The following is a 23,172-nucleotide window of genomic DNA, read 5'->3' as shown; positions in this document are numbered from 1 at the left end:
AATATTTTTTTTTAAAGTGCAATAGTTTCAATGGCTTTACTCAAAGCTTCATCTTTCAAGTCAGGTACACTTAATCCTTCTGCCCTATACGCAACGATATCTACCATACCTAAAAACCCCAATACCGATCTCAGGTACGATTCTGTGAAATCATAAGCTTTCATCGGTCCTTCCGAATACACGCCACCAGAAGAAATCGCCAGGTAAACTTTTTTACCCTTTACTAAACCTTCGGGGCCATTTTCCGAATAACTGAAAGTTTGGCCTGCTCGTGCAATATGATCTATCCAGGTTTTCAATGTAGATGGAATACCAAAATTATATAACGGCACGCCAATTACAATCACATCTGCAGCCTTCAGTTCGGCAATAGCCTCATTAGAATGTTTTATTGCTTCTTCAAATTCAGGAGTATGATTTTCTGCCGGTGTAAAAAAAGAATTGATGTGCACTTCTTCCAGATGTGGAAATGGCTTGCTGGTGAGGTTGTGCGTAATAACAATGCTATCAGGATTAGCAGCTGTTAGTTTTTCTACAATGGCATTCCCTAATTTAATACTGGAAGATGCTTCGCCCCTTGGACTTGATATTAAATTTAATATTTTCATTTTTTGTCTTTATTATTTATTACTGGCAAAATTATATACACCAGCTATCAAAAAATTATTACTATACCAAAGGATAGCGCTATCCTTTAGTATAGTAAGCCAGATAAAACGGAACAACTCTGAGTGTTTATTTTTTTATTTTCTATAAACTTAATCCCCTGTCTATCTGTTCTTAACATAAAAGAACTTGCCATGAAAAACCAGGAAAACAACCAACCGAAAGAAGAAATTCAAAATATCGAACAGTTTCAGATCAACCGGTCGCAGGGAAATGCTGCTGAAGGGCACCTAACTCCCGAAACGGAAGATGATGAATATACTGAGGATGAGGTGCAATTTGCCGACGGCGAAGGCACGCAATTAAATGAAAAAATTAAAGGTCCGGATGATGAAGAGGATGATGACGATGAAGAAGAGGAGGAAGACAATTACGGCTATAACGAATCGGACATCGGAGAACTGAATAACGACCCCGACGCTTACGATGAAGATGACGATGAGCTGTTATGAAACAAATCCAGTTAAGCAATGCCAGACCATAAACAATCTGGCATTTTTTTTATCTGAATAACGATGCTCCGCAATATTTACAAAACAAGGCATCGCTATCATGCCCTTCCCTGCTGCAACTGGGGCACGATTCGGGCAATTCTTTTTTATGCTTTGCAGCCATCGCAATATCATGCGTTATAATACCTGTAGGTACAGCAATAATGGCATAACCAATCAACATCACAACAGAAGCCACAAATTTGCCTAATGGGGTAATGGGCGAAATATCGCCATAACCTACTGTTGTAATGGTAACAATGGCCCAGTATATGCTTTCAGGAATATTAGAAAAGCCATTTTCGCGTTTTTCTACCAGATACATTACCGAACCAAGGATAACGGTAATGGTTAAAACTGTAAGCAGGAAAATGCTGATCTTGCGGACGCTATTTTTTAAAGCCTGGGTTAAAAAATTAATTTCAGTTAAAAAATGTCCAAGTTTAAAAATCCTGAAAACCCGCAATAAACGTAACGCCCTAAACACGAGCAAAGATTGCGCACCTGCAAAGAAAATACTTAGATAAGATGGCAATAACGCAATCATATCAATAATTCCCAACGGACTAAATACATACCTGAGCGGTTTGCGGATACTGATAAGCCTCAAAATATATTCGAGAGTAAAGAGCGCAGCAAAAATCCACTCCATCACATTAAAAAGCTTGCCGTAGTGCTGATGGATGCTGGCTACACTATCGAGCATCACGACTATAATACTGGAGAAAATAGCAATTAAAAGCCCAACATCAAAAGCTTTGCCTGCCGGAGTATTTGATTCGTAAATAATCTCATGAAGTTTAAAACGCCAATCTTTAGGAGCAAGTGATGCCATGTAGTTTTTAGCTAAGATACAGAATTAACCATTAACCACTTCGCCACCGTTTACATGTATTACCTGCCCGGTAATGTAAGAAGCATCATCAGAAGCCAGAAACACATAAGCCGGTCCAAGCTCTGACGGTTGCCCTGCCCTTTCCATTGCAGTTTCGATCCCGAACGATTTAATTTTTTCTTTATCAAATGTTGATACAATGAGTGGCGTCCAAACCGGGCCGGGAGCCACTGCATTAACCCTGATACCACTTTTAGCCAGATTGGTAGCCAGCGAACGGGTAAAAGAAGTAATAGCGCCTTTGGTTGATGAATAATCGATCAGGTTTGGTGAGGAACGGTAAGCTGTAACCGAAGTAGTATTAATAATGGTATCACCAGCTCCGAAATGTTCCAGAACTTCGTTGGCAAAATAAAAATAGCCATATATATTGGTGCGGAAAGTTTCATCGAGCTGTTTGTTATCAATTTTATTGGGATCTTTTTGCGGCACCTGAATAGCTGCATTATTAACCAGGATATTTATCTTACCAAACTTTTTAATTACTGCATCAACTGCCTTTTTACAAAATGCGGGTTTCTTTACATCCCCTTTTATTAAAAGACAGCTTTTGCCTGCAGTTTCAACCATTTTTTGGGTTGCTTTGGCATCAACATCTTCATTTAAATATACAATGGCAATATCTGCACCCTCTGCGGCAAAATGTACGGCAACCGCACGCCCAATACCGCTATCGCCACCGGTTATTAAAGCCACTCTATTTTCAAGCTTTCCTGCCGCTTTATAATTTTCTTTAATTACCTCAGGTTGGGGATCCATTTTAGCTTCTATACCGGGTTGCTTATTTTGTTTTGCAGGTGTTTTTTGAGTTTTCATAGCCCTATTATCTGTTTTAATGTATCTTTTAAAACAAACAAGCATACAAAGCCCAAAGTTTTACAATCAAAATTTCATTTAATCCTACCAGTCTCCTATTTGTCAGCAGTAGGGTAATTTAGCTTAATCATTTGCTCAAATCCGATTATTTTGATCAGCTATACCTCTTTAAATTAGTTTTTCACATTCCTAACCAAATCACACAATGAAAAAAACAATTTTACTCACTTTATTATCGCTTAACCTGGCCTTAACGGGCTCAGCACAAAAACGGCTTGGCAATGAAACCGCTGCCGAAAAAACCAAAAGAATGGAATGGTGGACAGATGCCCGTTTTGGCATGTTCATTCACTGGGGCTTATATGCACTACCTGCCCGCCACGAATGGGTGAGAAACTATGAGCACATCACCAATGAAAACTATCAAAAATATTTCGATCAGTTTAATCCCGATTTGTTTAACCCTAAACAATGGGCTAAAGAAGCAAAAGCTGCAGGTATGAAATATGCCGTTTTAACCACCAAGCACCACGAAGGCTTTACACTTTTTGACAGCAAATACACCGATTATAAAGCCACCAATACACAGGCAAAAAGAGATCTGGTAAGAGAATTTGTTGACGCTTTCCGTGCTGAAGGAATTAAAGTCGGTTTTTACTATTCGTTGATTGACTGGCATCATCCCGATTTCACAATCGATAATGTTCACCCGCTAAGACCAGCAAAAGACTCGGAAGAGGCATATGCAGCCTTAAACAAAGGCAGAGACATGGCCAAATACCGCAAATACTTATATAATCAGGTAACCGAACTCCTGACTAAATATGGTAAAATAGATATCCTTTGGGCTGATTTTTCTTACCCTGGCAAATATGGCAAAGGTAAAGACGACTGGGGATCAGTTGAATTGCTTAAACAAATCAGAAAATTGCAGCCGGGTATTATTGTAGACAATCGTTTAGATTTAAATGATTATGAAGACGGTACCGATTTTGAAACTCCTGAGCAGGTAGGTCCGAAAGAATTGGAAAAATACCGTGGCAAAGTATGGGAAACCTGCCAAACCTTCTCCGGATCGTGGGGTTACCACCGCGATGAAAATACGTGGAAAAGCAACAGAAAATTATTGGATTTATTAATCACATCGGTAGCCAATGGTGGCAATTTATTGTTAAATGTAGGGCCAACTGCGCGTGGCGAATTTGATTACAGAGCTGAAACAGCATTAGATAGCTTGGGCATATGGATGCACGCCAACTCAAAATCGATATACCACTGCACTTTTGCACCATCAGATTTTAAAGCAGCCGAAGGTACAAGACTTACTTATAACAAAGATACGAAGCGTTTATATGTCCACCTGTTCGAATACCCTAATACAGGCAACATTGCTTTAGAAGGATACAAAGACAAAGTTAAGTATGCTCAGTTTTTACATGATAACTCAGAACTTCAGGTTGATGCTGAAAAATCGAAAGGCAACAGCCTGGTTTTAAAATTACCGAAGAAAAAACCAAACTTCGAAATACCAGTAATAGAATTGATATTAAATTAACCCAAATTAATGTTAATGATCGGGCCTGCAAGCTAAACTTTGCGGGCTTTTTTATGCTCATTTTGAAACCATTAAACAACTAAGCTTTTGTATATCAAGCTATCAGCCATGAGTCATCAGCTATAACCATAAAAGCCAAATAAGAACAATTAAGCTTATTTCGAAACCATTAAGCAGTTAAGAAAATTAAGACTTTGAATCCTCTACACTATCATACTTTACAACTAGAGGCTTTACTGAAGCATCCAACTTGGCCAAAGTACGGTATCTTCGTTCTACTTAAATTCGGCCTAACAAATTTTTCGGATTGCATTGATTATGCCTAAGCACTAACTTTTAAAAGAAAAATTTTCAGCCGATGTTTTTTGTTTCTTTTTGACACCAAAAAGAAAGCCCGTCCGGCAGGACAAACAAATATACATTTACTCTATACAACAAGTTTTCCTCAAGATTGAAATCACCTTAAACAGAAACCTTGATCCTCTCTACCTAGGCCGACAACAAATCAGACTGATGCAAAGCAGCATAAGCTTTTGCCTGTACTACATTACCGATAATAATAATAGCAGGATAGGTTAAACCAGCTTCTTCGGCAGCTTCCTGTAAATTATTAGCCAAACACACTACCTGTTTCTGATGCGGAAGAGTGGCATGCTGAATAATTGCCGCCGGCATAGTACCTAAACCTGCATCGCAATACGCTTTAGAAATTTCGGCCACCTTTTTCATGCCCATATAAATCACTACAGTAGCAGAACTTTTCATCGCGCATTTCAAATCTTCCGTCAAACTTCCGTCTTTCTTAGTTCCGGTTAATATCCAAACACTTTCGCTAATACCCCGATGCGTTAAAGGAACATCGATAAAACCTGCGCCCTGCATACTGCTTATCCCCGGAATATAGTGACATTTGATGCCACGGGCTTCTGCATAAATCAATTCTTCAAAACCACGACCAAAAATAAAGGGATCACCACCCTTTAAACGTACTACTACCTGATATTGATGTGCATTTTCTACAATTAATTCATTTATTTTCTCCTGTGGAGTATATTCCTGATAAGGTTGTTTACCAACATAGATCATTTTACATGTTTTTGGCGCGATATCAAGCAATTTTTCATTACTTAAGTTATCATATAGTATAACTTCTGCTCTTTTTAACACATTAAATGCTTTCATAGTGATCAATTCAGGATCACCAGGGCCTCCACCCATTATAAAAACTCCAAAATCTCCCGTTTTTTGATTCATAATTTTAATGTTTTAACTATTTAATCATAAAATTAATTAAAATTTACTAAAAAATTAAATATTTTATGATAAAAATCACAATAAAACAACTTTTAAATCATTTTTAACCTATATTTGAATATCAAAAATCATATAATTATTAAATATTATATATTTTAAACATAAAAAACCTGTAAAAACACGACAAAACAACCAAACAACTAAAAAAAATATACCATAAACACAATATACCTTCAAGATTTATGAAAGAACCACAAATAATCGTAATCGGAAATGGAATGGTGGGATATAAGTTCTGCGAGAAACTGAGATCAAAAACATCTTCCTTTAATCTTATCGTTTTTGGAGAAGAACCACGCAGAGCCTACGACAGGGTTCACCTGAGCGAATACTTTAATGGTAAAACTGCTGATGATCTTTCGCTTTCTACCGAAAACTGGTACCAGGAACAAAATATTACCCTCTTTTTAAATAACCCTGTAGTTAAAATAGATCGCGAACAACAAAAGGTATATACTGGCAATGGTTTAGATTACACTTATGACATATTGGTTTTCGCAACAGGCTCGGGCGCCTTTGTTCCGAATATTCCGGGCATAGAAAAAGAAGGTGTTTTTGTGTACCGCACAATCGAAGATCTCGACCTGATTAGCGCATATGCAAAAAAAGCAAAAACAGCTTCTGTTATAGGCGGCGGACTACTTGGCCTGGAAGCTGCAAAAGCACTGATAGATTTAGGAATCGACAAAACCAATATCATTGAATTTGCACCGCGCTTAATGCCCAGGCAAATTGATGCCGCAGGCAGTGATATGTTAAAATCGAAATTAACTGACCTTGGTTTACAGATCCACTTAAATAAGAATACCTCCAATATCGAAGGCGAAGGTAAGATTACAGCATTAAAATTTAGCGACGATACTTCATTAGAGGCCGACATGCTGGTAATTTCGGCGGGTATTAAACCGAGAGACGAATTGGCAAAAGCCTGTGGAATTGAAGTTGGTGCACGGGGAGGCATTGTAGTTGACGAGAAAATGCAAACCAGCGACCCGGCCATATTTGCGATCGGCGAATGCGCCTTGTTTGAAGGAATGATTTACGGATTGGTAGCACCAGGCTATGAAATGGCCGAAGTTTTAGCCACCAACCTCTGCGCAGGGAATAAAAGCTTCAGCAGTTTTGACATGAGTACCAAACTGAAACTCATTGGTATTGATGTAGCCAGCTTTGGCGATAACTTTATTACCGAACCGGATTGCCGCACCATTATTTTCGAAAACAAGCATAAAGGTGTTTACAAACGAATCAATGTAAGTAACGACGGACAATACCTTCTGGGAGGTATATTAATCGGAGATGCATCAGCATACAACATGCTCTTGCAAACCGCAATCAATAAAATCGCGTTACCCGAAGACCCGGAAGAACTTATCCTGGGCGCACGTGGCGGAAGCGAACCTGCGGGTGCTGGCATTACCAGCTTGCCTGATAGTGCACTGATCTGCAGCTGCGAAGGTGTAAGCAAAGGCGACATTTGCGCTTCGGTTACCGATGGCGGATGCGAAAACATAGATGATGTAAAAAAATGCACCAAAGCAGGTACAGGTTGTGGTGGCTGCATGCCGATGGTGAAAGATTTATTGAACCACACCCTAAAATCGCAAGGTAAATACATTAAAAATGTAATCTGCGAGCACTTCAACTACAGCAGACAGGAGCTTTACGATCTTATCCATATCCATGAATTGAAAAGCTACGACGAGGTACTCACCGCTTTAGGCGAAAACGATGGTTGCGAGGTATGTAAGCCATTGGTATCATCAATTCTGGCCAGTCTTTGGAACGAAATGATCCTTAAAAAAGGAAATGATGTGGCACAAGATAGCAACGACCGCTTTTTAGCCAATATCCAAAAAGGAGGCTCATATTCAGTAGTACCACGCATACCGGGTGGAGAAATAACGCCGGAAAAATTAATCGTGATTGGCGAAGTAGCCAAGAAATACAACCTATACACCAAAATAACCGGAGGTCAGCGTATTGATTTGTTTGGTGCACACCTGAACGACCTGCCTGTAATCTGGGAAGAACTGATTGCGGCCGGCTTTGAAAGCGGTCATGCTTACGGAAAAGGATTAAGGACAGTAAAAAGCTGCGTAGGGAGCACCTGGTGCAGATTTGGATTGCACGACAGCGTAAGTTTTGCCATTCGCATTGAAGAAAGATACAGAGGCATTCGCGCCCCACACAAATTTAAATCGGCAGTTAGTGGCTGTATCAGAGAATGTGCTGAAGCACAAAGTAAAGATTTCGGCATTATTGCCACCGAAAAAGGCTGGAATTTATATGTATGTGGCAACGGCGGCAGCAAACCGCAGCACGCCCTCCTGCTGGCAACCGATTTAGATAGCGAAACCTGCATTAAATACATTGATAGGTTCCTGATGTTCTATATCCGCACAGCCGATCCATTGACCAGAACCGCAACCTGGTTAAATAAAATGGAAGGCGGTATCGATTACCTGCGGAATGTAATTGTTAACGATAGCTTAGGCATGGCCAAACAATGGGAGCATGAAATAGAAAAACTGATCAGCTCATACAAATGCGAATGGAAAGAAGCAGTAGAGAACCCGGCGATCAGAAAACGCTTCTCTCATTTTGTTAATGCGCCCGAAGAGAAAGATCCTTCGATCGAATTTGTAGAAATGCGCGGACAAAAAAGAACCGCTGAATGGAAAATAGTCTAACCAAATATAATTAACCAACAATTTTCAATTTAAACTTAATCTTATGACAGAATCAACAAACAACTGGTTAGCCGCATGTCGTGTTGAAGACGCAGTAGAAAATGGAGGGGTATGTGTAAAACACGGTGAAGAGCAAATTGCGTTATTCTATTTTACCAGAAGAAATGAGTGGTACGCCACACAAAATGAGTGCCCGCACAAAAAACAAATGGCATTAAGCCGTGGAATGATTGGCTCAATTACCGACGAACCTAAGGTAGCCTGCCCTTTTCATAAAAAAACGTTTTCGTTAAACACCGGTGAATGCTTAAGCGGCGACGAATGCGCCATTAAAACATACCCTGTTAAAGTAGAAAACGGAACAGTTTACGTGGGAACGGTCCCAAAATCTTAAACTAACCCATTAAGAGAAAACAACCTAATTTAAACTCAAACCAAACCAACATGAAATTTAATAATCGTGTAGCTTTTACAAGCTGCCTGGTACTCACTATGTTCTTTTTTTCAGCCAAAGCACAAACTAAAGTCGTTTTATTTGAAGGCATTTTAACTGCCGGATACGTTGATCATGGCGCTTTTATCAATTGTACAGGGCCCTGCATTAAGTTCAGCAAAAAACCATACACAGTTTTACTCGGGATGCTTCCCAGTTTAAGAATCAAGGAAGATAAGGTTGCCGCTGGCGCTACCAAAAACTCGGCACTAACCCCTAACCTCGGTTTCGGCTTAACAGCAGCTTTCCGTCATCTTGCTGTTCAGGTACCATTATATTATAACGCCAAAACAGCCACAAAAAATGGCGAATGGAACCCGGGTTTTGGACTTGGCTATAAATTTTAACCCGAAGTATTGAATTGACCACGCTAAACTGAACATCATGACAACTAACCTTAGCCCCAAACCTTTAGATAAACTGAACATCTTTTCGCTTAAAGGCGTACAGATGAAAACCTTCCACATTACCTGGCTTACTTTTTTCTTTTGCTTTTTTGCCTGGTTCGGAATGGCGCCACTCATGAAAATCGCCCGCGAGCAATTACACTTAACCAAAGATCAGGTTGGCAATATCCAGATTGCATCGGTATCGGCCACCATTATTGCCCGCCTGTTAATCGGAAGACTGATTGATAAATTTGGTCCAAAACTTATTTATACCTGGCTACTGGTGCTTTGCGCCATCCCGGTATTGTTAATTGGTACCAGCCAATCTTACACCTCTTTCTTGCTTTTCCGCCTGGCTATTGGCGTAATCGGCGCATCATTTGTAATTACCCAATTCCACACCTCTATTATGTTTGCACCAAACATTAAAGGAACTGCCAATGCTACAGCCGGAGGTTTTGGCAATGCAGGTGGTGGTGCGGCCAATTTATTTATGCCATTAATTGCTTCTGCTTTTACCGCTTTAGGCTTTTGCAGCACCGAAGACAGCTGGCGTTATGCCATGATTTTCCCGGGGGTAATGCTTTTAATTTGCGCTTTCCTCTATAACCGTTACACGCTCGATAGCCCGCAGGGAGATTTTAAAAACATTAAAGACGAGAATGTAAAAAGTACGGAAAACACATTCTTAATTGCCGCAAAAGATTACCGTACCTGGATTTTAACCATTGCCTATGCAGCTTGTTTCGGTGTAGAAATTACGGTCGACAATTTTGCACCTATATTTTTCACCGATTCATTTGGTGCAACAATAGCTGTAGCAGGCATGGTTGCAGGTATTTTTGGCTGGATTAACATTTTTGCCCGCCCCCTTGGCGGAATCGTTGCCGATAAGATTGGCAAAACCTGGGGTTTTGATGGTAAAACATTGCTACTGGCCATATTATTACTCGTAGAAGGTATCGGATTAATCTGGTTTGCCAAATCGGGTAATATCGGCACGGCTATCTTCATGATGTTTGTATTTGGTCTGAGCCTAAAAATGGCAAATGGTGCCACCTACAGCCTGGTTCCGTTTATCAACCCGCTTGCAGTAGGCAGTGTAGCCGGGATTGTTGGTGCTGGCGGAAATATCGGCGCCATGTTAATTGCTTTCATGTTTAAGGCAAAAGCCGGCCATGCATCAAAAAACATCATTGAAAACGGTGTAAACGTACACAAAGATCTGATTGACTACACCAACGCCTTTACCCTGCTTGGTTTCGTCATTTTAGCTATTGGTATTGCTGTATTCATTTTCAGAACATTGATGGCACAGAAAACTGTAAAAGTCGATGAGCTTGTACTGAGTACCGGCAAATAAAAATACAATCAGTAATACCTATAACCTTGTTTATCATTTGAATAACGAAACAAACATATCGTCGACCAATACTACAACTTGCTGCTATTGTGGAGTGGGTTGTGGTATTGTGGTAAATAAAGATATCCATGAAAGAATTACGGTTGAAGGTGACAAAAACCACCCCGTAAATAAGGGCATGTTGTGCAGCAAAGGGATGAACCTGCATTATACTGTAAACGATAAGAGCGATCGCTTGCTTTATCCCGAAATGCGTTACAACAAAAACATGCCCTTACAACGGGTAAGCTGGGATACTGCTCTGGATAGAACTGCAGCCGTATTTAAAGCACTTATTAAAAAACATGGCCCCGATAGTGTTGCCTTTTACGCCAGCGGACAATGCTTAACAGAAGAATATTATGTAGTAAATAAATTAATAAAAGGTTTTATCGGTAGTAATAACATCGATACCAACAGCCGCTTATGTATGAGCAGTGCGGTTGTTGGTTATAAAATGAGCCTGGGCGAGGATACTGTGCCCATTAGCTACGATGATATTGAAATTGCCGATTGCATTTTTGTTGCAGGCGCAAACCCGGCATGGTGCCACCCCATCCTGTGGCGCCGGGTTGAAGCCGCAAAACAAAACAACCCCGACTTAAAAATCATTGTCAGCGATCCACGTAAAACACAAACCTGTTCCTTAGCAGATGTCCATTTACAGCTAAATCCCGGAACGGATATTACCCTGCACCACGCCATTGGCCGCTGCCTGATTGAAGACGGGAAGGTTGATGCAGACTTTATTATCAACAGCACCAATGGGTACGAAAAATACCACGAAACCGTTTTTGAAACTTCAATCGCCGATGCCGCTGCCATTTGCGGAATTGAAGAAAGTGATATTCGCTTAGCAGCCAGTTATATTGGCAACACAAAAGGTTTTATTACGATGTGGACAATGGGACTTAACCAGAGCGTGGTGGGCACCAATAAAAACCTTTCCTTAATTAACCTTAACCTCATTACCGGTCACATCGGCAAACCCGGCAGCGGTCCGTTTTCATTAACCGGACAACCCAATGCCATGGGTGGCCGCGAAGTTGGTGGTTTAAGCAATTTATTACCTGCACACCGTAATCTGGCCAACGAAAACCACCGTAACGAAGTTGAAAAATTTTGGCAAATCCCACTGGGCACCATTCAGGCTAAACCCGGCTTAACTGCCACCGAAATGTTCGATGAACTGAATTCAGGAAAACTGAAAGCAGTTTGGATCCTATGTACCAACCCCTTAATTAGCTTACCTGATGTACGCATAGCTGAAGCAGGTTTAAAAAATGCCAGATTTGTAGTAGTACAAGACATTAGCAACAAGGTAGAAACACTAAAATATGCCGATGTGGTGCTTCCTGCCGCCGCCTGGGCCGAAAAAGAAGGTACTATGACCAACGCAGGTCGTTATATTGCCTATCTCAGTAAAATTACGGAGGCTCCCGGCGAGGCTCTACCCGATTCGGAGATTATTTGTCGCTTTGCGCAAAAAATGGGCTATCATGGCTTCGATTTCAAAAATGCAGCAGCGATTTATGATGAGCATGCAGCACTTACCGAAGGCACTAACATCGATATCGGCGGTCTGAATTATGAGATTTTAAAAGAAAAAAGAGCGGTACAATGGCCTTATCCAAAAAACAAAAACTCAGCAGGAACTGCCAGATTATTTACCGATCATCAATTTTATACCCCTGACAAAAGAGCTAATATTGTTGCAGTAAGCCACATCAATCAATCAGAAGCTTTAAGCCCAGAATATCCGCTGATTTTAACCACAGGCAGAATCAGAGACCAATGGCATACCCGCAGCAAAACCGGCAAGGTTAACAAACTAAATCAGCATATCAGCGAGTCGTTTCTGGAAATAAATCCGGTTGATGCCGAATCACGAAACATTAAAGATAACGATATCATCGAGGTACAAAGCTCACGAGGCAATGTACGCGTAAAGGCCAAATATTCTACCGATATTAAATCTGGCGTTGTTTTTATGCCTATGCACTGGGGATTGATTTTAAAAAGCGATTTAAACCGCGTAAACAACCTGACCAACAATTTGGTTGATCCACTGAGCAAGGAGCCTGATTTTAAATTTACAGCCGTAGAGGTGAAACTTTACGAAAAAGCAAGACAAAAGATTATTGTAATTGGTGCTGGTGCAGGTGCATGCGGCTTTGTTAAAAGTTATCGTTCTTTAAATACCACCGACGATATCGAAATTTTCAGCAAAGAAAATTTTCCTTTTTACAACCGGGTACTACTCCCCGATTACATTATCGGTACACTCCCCTGGCACAACCTCATCAAAATGAGCGATAGCGAAGAAGAAGATTACAGAATTAAGCTACACCGTGGCCTAAGCATCGAAAAAATAAATAAAGCCGATAAAACCGTTGTAGATAGTAACGGAAAAACACACCATTACGATGTATTGCTGCTGGCCACCGGCAGCAGGGCTTTTGTGCTTAAAGATTTGCCTAAACTGGATGGCATTTTTACCATGCGTAGCCGTACCGATGCCGATAATTTCAAGAAACACATTACCCAAACAAATGGCAAAGTGGTAATTGTTGGTGGTGGTTTGCTTGGAATTGAACTTGCAACCTCGCTGGCCGAAACAGGATCGAAAGTAGCCATTATCCAGAGGATTTCGCGCTTAATGGGTCGCCAGCTTGATGCTTTAGGAAGTCAGCTGTTACATGAGGAGCTGATTAGCAAAGGTATCGAAATCTTTTACAACGATGAGATAGACCGGGTTATTGGTGAGAAAAGCATTACTGGTGTAAGGTTAAAAAGTGGGCTAATGCTCGAATGCGAATCTTTTGTTACTGCCATTGGTACTGTTCCCAACATCGAATTAATTAAAGAAGCTGGCATAACCTGTAAAAGAGGGGTTGTGGTTGATGAATATCTGCGTACCAACGAAGCAGATATTTTTGCTATTGGCGAAATTGCTGAATTTAAAGGCCAAATGTATGGTATTACGGCCGCTGCAGAACAACAGGCCGAAATAGTGGCCAGGTTTCTTTGTGGCGATATTGCCAAGTATTATCAGGGAAGCCTGCTAATGAACATCCTGAAAATGCACAGCCTCGAACTTTGCTCACTGGGCCTTGCCGAAATCCCCAATAACGATCCCACCTACGAAGAAATTGTTTTTATCGATAAAGCCAAACGTTACTACAAAAAGTGTATTGTACACAATGATAAGCTGGTTGGCGCCGTATTAATTGGCGATAAAGGCGAGTTTCTGGAGTTCCGTAACCTGATTGAAAACAAGATGGAACTGAGCGAAAAAAGACTCCAGCTTTTGAGAAGTGACAAAACCACAGAACCCATTATTGGCCGAACCGTTTGCAGCTGCAACAATGTGGGCGAAGGTAATTTAATTAACAAAATAAAAGATGGCTGTAAAGACCACCTGCAACTTTGCCAACTCACAGGTGCAGGTATGGGTTGTGGCAGCTGCCGGCCTGAAGTTAAAGCTATTCTGGATTCTTTTGTAAATGTGCTTAAAACCGAATCTAAAGCCGCTTTGTCCGAACAAATTAAACCAAAAACAATGATGAAAGCAACACCTGGTCCTTCTGAATTTATTAACGTTAAAGGCATCGAATATTTTAAGTTCGAAGAAGATTTTATTGAAGCGAATGTGCGCTGTATCCCGATGATTGTCCGTTTTAAGATGGATGCAGCAGGTATAAAACTCAAACTGGCAGAATGGAGTAAGTTTCACCCGGAAGAAAGAGTACAATTGGCTTTGCTACCTGTTTCTACCCAGGAGGAAATCAATAAATACCATCAGTTTTTAATCAGCCTCATTGCCAAATATACCGGAAATCAGGCCACAACACTGGCTATCGATCCTATACCCGACTGGGCTAATTTAAATCAAATCCCAGCCATGCTTCAGGAAAAACTGGCAGAGCTGAATCTACAGCTTTCCATTAGCCAATGGCGAAAAATTACTAACATACAGCGATTTGCACTTTTAAAATTATGCAGGCCCGGGCATGAGAACAAAAACTTTCCTAAAGCCTTTATAGAATTTGGATTTTAAACCGCAGAGCATGTACAAAACCATCATCATCAACTTTCCAGGCGGCATTATCTCACCGGGTAAGCTTTACAATATCCTCGTAGCGGCAAGCAAAGCACGCATTCAATATGTGCGCTTTGGTTTGCGCCAGCAGCTATTAATTGATACCACTACTTATAACGTAGCTATTTTTACTGCTGAACTGGATAAACTGGAAATCGATTATGAAGAAAATACCAATAATTTTCCGAACATCATCAGCTCTTACCCGGCTGAAGAAATTTTTATCCGCAAAACATGGCTAACTGAAGGTGTGTATAAAGATATCCTCGACAGTATCGACTTTAAACCAACCATAAAAGTAAATATCTGCGATAACGACCAGAGCTTCACGCCTATGTTAACGGGCAATATCAACTGGATCGCTTCTTCTCAATCAGAACATTACTGGCACTTAATTATCCGTTTCCCCAAAACAAATGTAATATACGAGTGGAACCAGCTTTGTTACACCAACCACATTGCACAGGTTACTCAGGCTATAGAAACCATTATAAAAAACAATCCGGATAAATTTATCGACAACCCATCAGCAAATGGCGAAGAATTATTTACTGCGCTTAAGTACGAACATTTTATCATCAAAGCTGCGCCACAACCTGCTTCCCTATCTTCATTTAACCTTCCGTATTACGAAGGCTTAAACCGTTACAACAATAAATACTGGCTGGGAATATATCGCCGCGACGAGCTGTTTAGCATCGCCTTTTTAAAAAAACTCTGCCAGCTCTGTCTTACCACTAAACTGGGGCAACTTTGCTGCACCTCGTGGAAAACCATTATTGTAAAAGGAATTAATGAGGAAGACAAAAACCTGTGGAACACCTTACTTGAAGAGTTTGAAGTGAACATGCGCCATGCTGCCAATGAACTCAATTTTCAGGTCGAAGACAATTGCAACGAAGGCCTGGCACTCAAAAGCTTTCTGGTAAAAAGCCTGAGCATTGATGATACCCGCACTTTTGGTATTTGTTTCGGCATTAAAACACGAAAAAAAAGTGAAGTATTTAGCAGCATATTGATCCGGAAACGTCATTTAATTGATGTATTTGGTTTAAAACTGTTTCCGGTTTACGATATTTTATGTGCCAAAGATTTTAATCCCAACGAACGTACAGGCGAAGTATTCAGCAGAAGCAACCCAGGTTTTTTGCTGCCAGAACAGGTACGGCGCGCAGTATATAGGTTTTACAAATATCGTTTAAACACCATTAAAATGGATCGGCAGCAAAACATGGTTACCGAAGAACCTGCTAAAAAAGGTGTCGATTTCTTATACCAGTGCAACAGCTGCTTAACTGTATATGATGAAAAGGTAGGAGACGAAGGACAAGGCATTTTGCCTGGAACAAACTTTAAAGATTTGCCCGAAACTTACTGCTGCCCGCTTTGTGAAGAAGATAAAGCTAACTTTAGCAAGATTGACCAAGCTGCATTGCAATTGCTGTAAAAGATCATCGCATTACAATCCGTTAATTTCTGCATGGGAGTTAAAATTTCCAAAAAAACGGTCATCCTTATCCTCTACAATTATTTCGTGTACCAATAAATTACTCAACACAAATTTCATGCTGTGTTTAGTCAGCTGATGTGTTTGCACTAAATGCCAAATCTTTTTTAATGCTTTAGCCGAGTAAATACCGCACAAAGGTTCCTGCTGACCATTTCGCGTAAAAACAAAGGCATCAAAAGATGGATAAGCATGGTAGGCAGCCAATAATTTTTCGAGCAAGCTGCTTTCCATCAGCAACAAATCACAGGCAAGTACAAATAAATCTTGTTTAGGGTTTAATAAATGAGCAGAAAGTACACCGAGCAAAGGACCTCTAACATCCACTAAAGCATGGTCGGTCACTAACTGTGCCTCACCAAAATAACCAACATAAGTTTCCTGCTGTGCTGCATTAACCGAAAATACAACCGGAATTTGTAATAAGGCAAGCTTATCAGCGGCTAGTTGTGCCCAAAGCTTATCCTGATGGCTCATTAAACCCTTATCGGATCCCATCCTTAAACTTTGTCCGCCACATAAAACTACGCCTAACATCACAAAAGCTTTATTTATTACTCAAATCTTTCAGTCCTGCTTCATTTAAAATACCAATTTGCTTGCCCGATACCACAATCAATTGCTCTGCAAGCAGTTCATTCATCGTCCTGAAAACCGTTTCGTAGGTAGCACCCGTATAGGCAGCCAAATCCTGCCGGCTTAATGAAAGCTTTAGAAAACCAGCTTCATCTAAACCAAATTGATCTTTAAGATTTAAAATGGCCATGGCTAACCTGCCCTTAACCGACATTAACGCCAGATCTCTCATCTTCTTCTCAGAAGTATGCAGTTCGTCGGCATAAAACATCAACAAGCCATAGGCAAACTCCTGGTTTACTTTTATCGTTGCTTTAAAAAACTCAATATCCACAAAACAAAGCTGAGTAGTCTCTAAAGCAGTTGCCGATATCGGATAGGTAGAAATGTTATTGCTGATTCCCCTGTGCCCGATAATCGCACCATCATTAGCAAAGCGTAAAATCAGTTCTTTATCGCCCCAATGCTTATGCACTTTTACATTACCTGAAGTTACGAAATAAACCCCACTTACCGGATCGCCTTCTTTTATGATCACCTCCCCTTTTTTAGCTGTAAAGTTCTTTTTATGAGTACCAATAGCAGTATGCCATTCTTTTAAGGTAAGCTGACACATAAAGCAAGTTTTAAGATCGCAACTACTATTTTTCTTCATAATTTAATGGGATATAGACGTAAAATTAATAAATGTTGCCGGTTTTTACCTTCCTATTGCCGAAATACCTGGTTCTTAACCATTGTTGATAATTTTATTACAACAAAACTCCCTGAAAGTGAAGCTTTAGCATTTTTTAACGGGCAACTGTGCATAAAGAAGTTTAAAGATATGCAGCCAAATTATAATTTTGTGTTATGGCAAATACGAACGTTAGAAAATCAATTCAGAATAAAATCGAATCATTGGGTAAGGAAATCGAAAACTTACAGGGAGAATTAAAAAGATGGGAAAAAATCGCTGCTGATTATGAGACCAACTCAGAAAGTATCGACCTGATTTTATCGATTCAATTACCAGAAAAAGCCGAACCTAAAGCTAAAAAAAGTAAAGCTGTAGTGGCTTAAAACAAAGTTTCACGCCAATAAAGACCAAAAGCTTTATGGCATTTCTTTAACCTTCCTCAAAAAACAATATCCTTAATGACCTTAATTTCTTAATGATTGAATCACCTTTAACATTAAGAAATTAAGGCAGTTAAGCAAACAATTCCATATCCAAAGAGTACCGATTATCTGAACAATATAAGATCACTTCTCTTCTTCCTACCCTAAGCAGAAAAACAACGTCGCTTAAAATTCTTTTAAAATATTTAAACCCTTTTTGTTAAAAGCATGTTCTTCTTATACAACAAAAACAATTGTATATGAAAAACTTAATTTATTTGATGGCTATTTCGGCTTCTGCGTTAACTTTCCAGGCTTGTAGCGGCGGAAATAAAGATGCTAAAGAAAGTGCCGACAGTGTAAACATGGCTAAAGATACTACCACCAATGTAGCGGCAACAGGCGGCATTGCAGTAGATGAAGCCGATGCGAAATTCACCACACAGGCAGCTGTGGGCGGCATGGCCGAAGTAGAACTTGGTAAAATGGCACTCGAAAAAAGCAGTAATGCAAAAGTAAAAGAGTTTGCTACCATGATGGTGAAAGACCATGGCATGGCCAATACCGAATTAATGGCTATAGCAAAACAAAAAAATATTACCCTTCCCAGTACAGTTGACGAGGAACATAAGCAGAAAATGGATGACCTGAGCAAAAAAACAGGAGCTGATTTCGATAAAGCCTATGTAGATGCGATGGTAAACGGACACAAATCGACTTTAAAATTGATGGAAGACGAATCGAAAGACGGAAAAGATGCAGACCTTAAATCTTTCGCTACCAAAACTGCTCCTATTGTTCAAAGTCATCTGGTTATGATCAATAAAATAAGTGATAGCATGAAATAATACCATTCACCTCCGTCACCAGACGGAGGTGATCATGAAATCTTTTTCCTTTTGTCCTTTCTAATCAGGTCGGCTATGGCGGCTTGCATTTTCTGCTGATTAATTGGCTTAACTAAAAATTTATCGCCATGTACTTTGAAAGCATCTAAGGCATATTTTTCGTAAGCAGTTACAAAAACAATATACCTAACCTGCTCACGTATTACCGGGGCGATATCAATTCCAGAAATTTCCATCGCAATATCCAAAAAAAGAAAATCTATTTCACCATATTCGCGAATAGCCTTTACTCCCGCTATGGGGTCGGTAAACGTTGCAAGCATGATAAATTCTTTCATGCGCGAAAGGTAAGCTTTCAAAATATCGATACTGATCTGATCATCATCGATAATAATAAAGGTATATAACATAGAGTGAGATGTTTGCATTAACTTTTTATTATCTCTATGCAAGCCTCAAGCCAAACCTTAACTGTAGCAAAACCACAATAAGCTTTTTGAGCAGAAAAAAACACTTGTCTGGTAACCAATCAAACAACAAAAACTGCTTTTAAACCAATAAAAAACACATAAACAAGCTCATCAGCATCAATATTCAGGTGGGGTATGCTGAGCAATAAATGTTTTGCGATTAATCAATTTTAAGTATGGGTAATTCCCGTTGAGTTGTGGCCTTTGTTTAAGTTCATACAGAAAATGGCCGCCTAAATCGACAATGATCTTTGCGGTAGCACTATACCATACGCTATGGGGCTGTTTCCAGCAAAAAGAATAGAGATTGGAAGTAAATTTTATGTGCTTCAACTCATTGTGGTAAAAATTCAACGGTTTGGGCAAAAAACTCCCCATTTTTACCTCTGCCTTCCGAACCATCGAAAGGTGGTCGCTATGGCAAAATTCATAGTCTTTTAATTTAGGGTCATCTACGTCTGGAAGGTGTTTTAGCACTTTAAAACCTTTAAATTTCTTCCCGTTTAATACCCAAATCAAGTTTGGATAAAAGGCTTCGCGGCTGTTTAGTTCAGCAAGAGAAATTGGGGAATTTTGAAATTCGATGGTATACCCTGCCGGCGTAAAAATATCGGCACGATGCAGGTTGTTATTGGCTTTATCGAAAAAGGCAATCTCCCTGAAAGATGACGGAAAAGCCAGTTTCCAATCGCGATGCCAGGCCGTTTCTTTTCTATAAAATTCATTTTTAAATGCAGAAACATCCTGAACAGGCTCAGGAAGGGGAATATCTTTCTTCATTAGCTAATGCCTGCAAGTTGATTAAGCAGGAATATGCAAATTTAAACTAAAAATATTAGCACTTAAAATATATTCAAAACTTCCCGGTGTTGATGTTGCTGCAAACGGAAATTATTTACACTGAGGCAGAGCCATATAACACTTAATGTAAAACTTGTTTTTAAGTACCAGCGGTATAATGGTAACTTTGTGCATGACCCTGGAAGAATTAAAACAGTTAGAAGATTTTTTTGCCAATGCAGAACCTCAGCAAGTTCCGATCTATCTTAACGAGGCTACCATTATTACCAATTATAAACATTTCCTGGAAAGCCATTTTCTTCCATTAAGGCTAAATCCTGATGCCAAAGTAAATGCCCCGCTAATACACAGACTAAAGCTTTTAAAATTGCTTATCGAATCGAATGCTTAACGCAACACTCATTTTCTAAATAAAACAATGTATTTTAGCATCTAATAAATTCACATTGAAAGCTTTTAATCTCTTATTCTGCTTCCTTTTTATTGTTTCTGCGGGCCTTCAGTACAATGATCCTGATCCTTATGTTTGGATGCCGATTTACCTTTTTGGTGCCTGGTTATGCTGGATGTATTTCCGAGGAAAATATTACCGGAAAGCATATTTAGGCGGAATTTTAGCCTATAGTATTTATGCGGTATATCTGTTTTTTGATAAATATGGCGTACTCAACTGGTATAATGACCATGCCGCAGAAAATATAGCCATGAGCATGAAAGCTACCAAACCATGGATAGAAGAAACCCGCGAATTTGGGGGCCTGCTGATCCTGATTGTTGTACTTGCAGTTGATTATTTTACTTCCAGAAAGAAACAACTTTCCTAAAACAGATTTATAACTGCGTAAAGTAAAATTTTAAATTATTCGAAGGCAGATTTTAAAACCTGACGAGCATCAGTTTTTAAAACAAATATTTCCAACTATATTGGGGCTAATTGGTTATACCTATATCCTGATATTCCCTTATGACGAAAAATATTTTCATTGCCTCAGCCGAACCCTACACCGGAAAATCGGTAATTGCTTTCGGCATGATCAATATGCTTTTGGCAAAAACCCAGAAAGTAGGTTATTTTAAACCCATTATCGCCCAGGACGACCCCAATGTTAGAGACGAACATGTAGAGGCCATGCTCGATTACTTTTCGTTGCCTGTTAATTACGAAGATGCTTTTGCTTTTACACGGCAGGAAATGCTGCATCAATCAGAAGATAGCGGAACAATTATCAATACCATTATCAGTAAATACAAAAAGCTCGAAGACAATTATGATTTTACCGTAATTGAAGGTAGTGATTTTTTGGGCGAAGGCATGGCTTTTGAATTCGAATCGAATGCTTTGATGGCTAAAAATTTAGGTGCTCCGGTACTTATCGTGGTATCAGGCAAAAACAAAACCGCCAGTCAGCTTTTTAAAAGTGCCATTAATATTTACCGCAACTTTTTATTGAGGGATGTACAGGTATTGGGCGTAGTAGCCAATATGGTTAACCCCGAAGAGGCCGAACGCATCAAACAGGCGCTAAGCAACCAGCTACCTTCTGAATTGCTTATCGCGGTAATCCCAACTGAAACCGGATTACAGAGCCCAACTATGAAAGAAATTACACTGGCATTGGGCGGCGAAATACTTTTCGGTACGGAACTGCTCGACAACCAGGTTGATAATTTTGTAACCGGTGCCATGATGTTGCCCAACTTTTTAAGGCATGTTAAAGAAAATGTACTTATTGTTACCCCTGGCGACCGCGGCGATATCATTATTGGCGCTTTACAAGCCAATTTATCGGCCAACTACCCAAAAATTGCCGGTATTGTATTAACTGCAGGCAGCTTGCCCGATGAGCCCATTATTAAGTTGATAGAAGGTTTGCAAACCATTATCCCAATTATTTCGGTACAGAAAGGAACTTTCGAAACTACCACCACTATTGGCAGTATCCATTCTAAAATTACCATCGCCAACAAAAAGAAAATTGCACTGGCCATTGAGCTTTTTGAGAAATACGTAGATAGCAAAGCACTCGATAATAAAATTATCACCTTCTCTTACCAGGGCATTACGCCGCACATGTTCCAATACCAGCTGGTGAAATGGGCCAAACGCGACAAAAAACACATTGTACTGCCCGAAGGCAATGACGAACGGATTTTAAAAGCAGTAGAAAAACTAATTGCACAGGATATTGTAGACATTACGCTGTTAGGCGATCCGGTTGAAATCGGAAACAGCATCAAAAGGCTTGGCCTCAATCTGGATATCAATATCTTAAAAATTTACAATCCCATCCATTCGGCTCAATACAATAATTACGTAGAAACGCTTCACGAGTTGCGTAAAGCCAAAAATGTAAATCTCGAAATGGCCAGGGATATGATGACCGATGTTTCCTACTTCGGTACCATGATGGTTTACAAGGGCGATGCCGACGGAATGGTATCAGGTGCAATACACACCACTCAGCACACCATCAGGCCTGCACTGCAGTTTGTTAAAACCAAACCGGGCGTATCGGTCGTTTCATCTATTTTCTTTATGTGCCTACCTGAGCGTGTAGCCATATTTGGCGATTGCGCGGTTAACCCCAACCCTACAGCACAACAACTTGCAGAAATCGCCATCTCATCGGCTGAAAGCAGTGCTAAATTTGGCATTGAGCCCCGTATTGCCATGCTTTCTTACTCGTCGGGTACATCAGGCGAAGGTGAAGATGTAGAACGTGTAAGAGAGGCTACTGCAATTGTAAGAGCCAGGTACCCTGAATTAAAAATAGAAGGCCCTATCCAATATGATGCAGCTGTTGATCCTTTAGTAGGTCAGCAAAAACTACCGGGATCGGAAGTGGCCGGCCGGGCCAGTGTGCTTATTTTCCCCGATTTAAATACCGGCAACAACACCTACAAGGCCGTACAAAGAGAAACAGGCGCTTTGGCTATTGGGCCAATGCTACAGGGTTTAAATAAGCCTATAAACGATTTAAGCCGTGGCTGCACGGTTGATGATATTTTTAACACCGTTGTAATTACAGCAATTCAATGCCAGGATCTTTAAT

21 protein-coding genes are annotated in these 23,172 nt (G+C 40.1%); 13 read left to right on the top strand and 8 right to left on the bottom strand.

The window, feature by feature from the left end; genetic code table 11:
* Positions 1-11: 11 nt before the first annotated feature.
* Entirely contained in the window at positions 12-608 is a 597-nt protein-coding gene (locus tag OC25_RS01150; RefSeq protein WP_039470878.1) for an FMN-dependent NADH-azoreductase, read from the bottom strand.
* A 192-nt stretch (positions 609-800) separates the two neighbouring features.
* On the opposite strand from OC25_RS01150, the gene OC25_RS01145 reads away from it, so the two are divergent.
* Complete coding sequence (locus OC25_RS01145) at positions 801-1,118, top strand: hypothetical protein (protein ID WP_039470876.1); 318 nt, start codon at positions 801-803, stop codon at positions 1,116-1,118.
* 49 nt (positions 1,119-1,167) lie between these two features.
* On the opposite strand, the gene OC25_RS01140 is transcribed toward OC25_RS01145, so the two are convergent.
* A complete protein-coding gene (locus OC25_RS01140) occupies positions 1,168-1,992 on the bottom strand; it encodes an ion transporter (RefSeq protein ID WP_039470874.1) in 825 nt (274 codons plus the stop codon).
* A gap of 24 nt (positions 1,993-2,016) precedes the next feature.
* The gene (locus OC25_RS01135) at positions 2,017-2,913 is read right to left on the bottom strand and encodes an SDR family oxidoreductase (RefSeq protein WP_280740753.1); all 897 of its coding nucleotides are present in this window, start codon (positions 2,911-2,913) and stop codon (positions 2,017-2,019) included.
* Between the two features lie 160 nt (positions 2,914-3,073).
* On the opposite strand from OC25_RS01135, the gene OC25_RS01130 reads away from it, so the two are divergent.
* Positions 3,074-4,423 (top strand): alpha-L-fucosidase, encoded by a 1,350-nt coding sequence (locus OC25_RS01130; RefSeq protein ID WP_039470872.1) that lies wholly within the window; start codon positions 3,074-3,076, stop codon positions 4,421-4,423.
* 489 nt (positions 4,424-4,912) lie between these two features.
* On the opposite strand, the gene cobA is transcribed toward OC25_RS01130, so the two are convergent.
* On the bottom strand, positions 4,913-5,677 hold the full coding sequence (gene cobA, locus OC25_RS01125) for a uroporphyrinogen-III C-methyltransferase (protein WP_039470869.1): 765 nt from the start codon (positions 5,675-5,677) through the stop codon (positions 4,913-4,915).
* Between the two features lie 242 nt (positions 5,678-5,919).
* On the opposite strand from cobA, the gene nirB reads away from it, so the two are divergent.
* The 6 genes from nirB to OC25_RS28480 are packed head-to-tail and all read left to right on the top strand — an operon-like array spanning position 5,920 to position 16,263.
* Positions 5,920-8,430 carry a nitrite reductase large subunit NirB gene (gene nirB, locus OC25_RS01120; RefSeq protein WP_082018468.1) on the top strand — a complete coding sequence of 837 codons (2,511 nt, stop codon included), beginning with the start codon at positions 5,920-5,922 and terminating at the stop codon, positions 8,428-8,430.
* 43 nt (positions 8,431-8,473) lie between these two features.
* Complete coding sequence (gene nirD / locus OC25_RS01115) at positions 8,474-8,824, top strand: nitrite reductase small subunit NirD (RefSeq protein WP_039470865.1); 351 nt, start codon at positions 8,474-8,476, stop codon at positions 8,822-8,824.
* Positions 8,825-8,874: 50 nt separating this feature from the next.
* Positions 8,875-9,270 (top strand): hypothetical protein, encoded by a 396-nt coding sequence (locus OC25_RS01110; RefSeq protein ID WP_245221839.1) that lies wholly within the window; start codon positions 8,875-8,877, stop codon positions 9,268-9,270.
* Positions 9,271-9,307: 37 nt separating this feature from the next.
* Positions 9,308-10,675 (top strand): MFS transporter, encoded by a 1,368-nt coding sequence (locus tag OC25_RS01105; protein ID WP_039470862.1) that lies wholly within the window; start codon positions 9,308-9,310, stop codon positions 10,673-10,675.
* Between the two features lie 37 nt (positions 10,676-10,712).
* Complete coding sequence (locus tag OC25_RS01100) at positions 10,713-14,774, top strand: nitrate reductase associated protein (RefSeq protein WP_082018467.1); 4,062 nt, start codon at positions 10,713-10,715, stop codon at positions 14,772-14,774.
* A 10-nt stretch (positions 14,775-14,784) separates the two neighbouring features.
* Positions 14,785-16,263: a rubredoxin gene (locus tag OC25_RS28480; RefSeq protein ID WP_039471575.1), complete on the top strand. Its 1,479-nt coding sequence runs from the start codon at positions 14,785-14,787 to the stop codon at positions 16,261-16,263.
* A gap of 12 nt (positions 16,264-16,275) precedes the next feature.
* Here the strand turns inward: OC25_RS28480 and OC25_RS01090 are convergent, their stop codons facing one another.
* Positions 16,276-16,860, bottom strand: a complete 585-nt coding sequence (locus tag OC25_RS01090) for a molybdenum cofactor guanylyltransferase (RefSeq protein WP_039470859.1) — start codon at positions 16,858-16,860, stop codon at positions 16,276-16,278.
* Positions 16,861-16,870: 10 nt separating this feature from the next.
* Positions 16,871-17,515 (bottom strand): Crp/Fnr family transcriptional regulator, encoded by a 645-nt coding sequence (locus tag OC25_RS01085; protein ID WP_245221838.1) that lies wholly within the window; start codon positions 17,513-17,515, stop codon positions 16,871-16,873.
* A gap of 236 nt (positions 17,516-17,751) precedes the next feature.
* Here OC25_RS01085 and OC25_RS01080 point away from each other — a divergent pair, with 236 nt between their 5' ends.
* Together OC25_RS01080 and OC25_RS01075 are read left to right on the top strand one after the other, a co-directional pair.
* Positions 17,752-17,961 carry a hypothetical protein gene (locus OC25_RS01080; protein WP_039470855.1) on the top strand — a complete coding sequence of 70 codons (210 nt, stop codon included), beginning with the start codon at positions 17,752-17,754 and terminating at the stop codon, positions 17,959-17,961.
* 299 nt (positions 17,962-18,260) lie between these two features.
* On the top strand, positions 18,261-18,848 hold the full coding sequence (locus tag OC25_RS01075) for a DUF4142 domain-containing protein (protein WP_039470853.1): 588 nt from the start codon (positions 18,261-18,263) through the stop codon (positions 18,846-18,848).
* A 32-nt stretch (positions 18,849-18,880) separates the two neighbouring features.
* Here the strand turns inward: OC25_RS01075 and OC25_RS01070 are convergent, their stop codons facing one another.
* Positions 18,881-19,258, bottom strand: a complete 378-nt coding sequence (locus OC25_RS01070; RefSeq protein WP_052265868.1) for a LytR/AlgR family response regulator transcription factor — start codon at positions 19,256-19,258, stop codon at positions 18,881-18,883.
* Positions 19,259-19,435: 177 nt separating this feature from the next.
* Positions 19,436-20,098: a competence protein CoiA family protein gene (locus OC25_RS01065; RefSeq protein ID WP_245221836.1), complete on the bottom strand. Its 663-nt coding sequence runs from the start codon at positions 20,096-20,098 to the stop codon at positions 19,436-19,438.
* 193 nt (positions 20,099-20,291) lie between these two features.
* Between OC25_RS01065 and OC25_RS01060 the strand changes: the two genes are divergently transcribed.
* The 3 genes from OC25_RS01060 to pta all read left to right on the top strand — a co-directional run bounded on the left by OC25_RS01060 (position 20,292) and on the right by pta (position 23,171).
* Positions 20,292-20,510, top strand: coding sequence for a DUF6965 family protein (locus OC25_RS01060; protein ID WP_039470851.1), 219 nt, complete (start codon positions 20,292-20,294; stop codon positions 20,508-20,510).
* Between the two features lie 55 nt (positions 20,511-20,565).
* Entirely contained in the window at positions 20,566-20,943 is a 378-nt protein-coding gene (locus OC25_RS01055; RefSeq protein ID WP_039470849.1) for a transmembrane 220 family protein, read from the top strand.
* 140 nt (positions 20,944-21,083) lie between these two features.
* Positions 21,084-23,171, top strand: coding sequence for a phosphate acetyltransferase (pta, locus tag OC25_RS01050; protein ID WP_039470848.1), 2,088 nt, complete (start codon positions 21,084-21,086; stop codon positions 23,169-23,171).
* Position 23,172 lies beyond the last annotated feature (1 nt).

The organism is Pedobacter kyungheensis (assembly GCF_000812965.1).
Lineage (GTDB): Bacteria > Bacteroidota > Bacteroidia > Sphingobacteriales > Sphingobacteriaceae > Pedobacter > Pedobacter kyungheensis.
The sequence above is the reverse complement of the archived record's forward strand: the minus strand, read 5'-3'. Positions and strand labels throughout refer to the sequence as shown.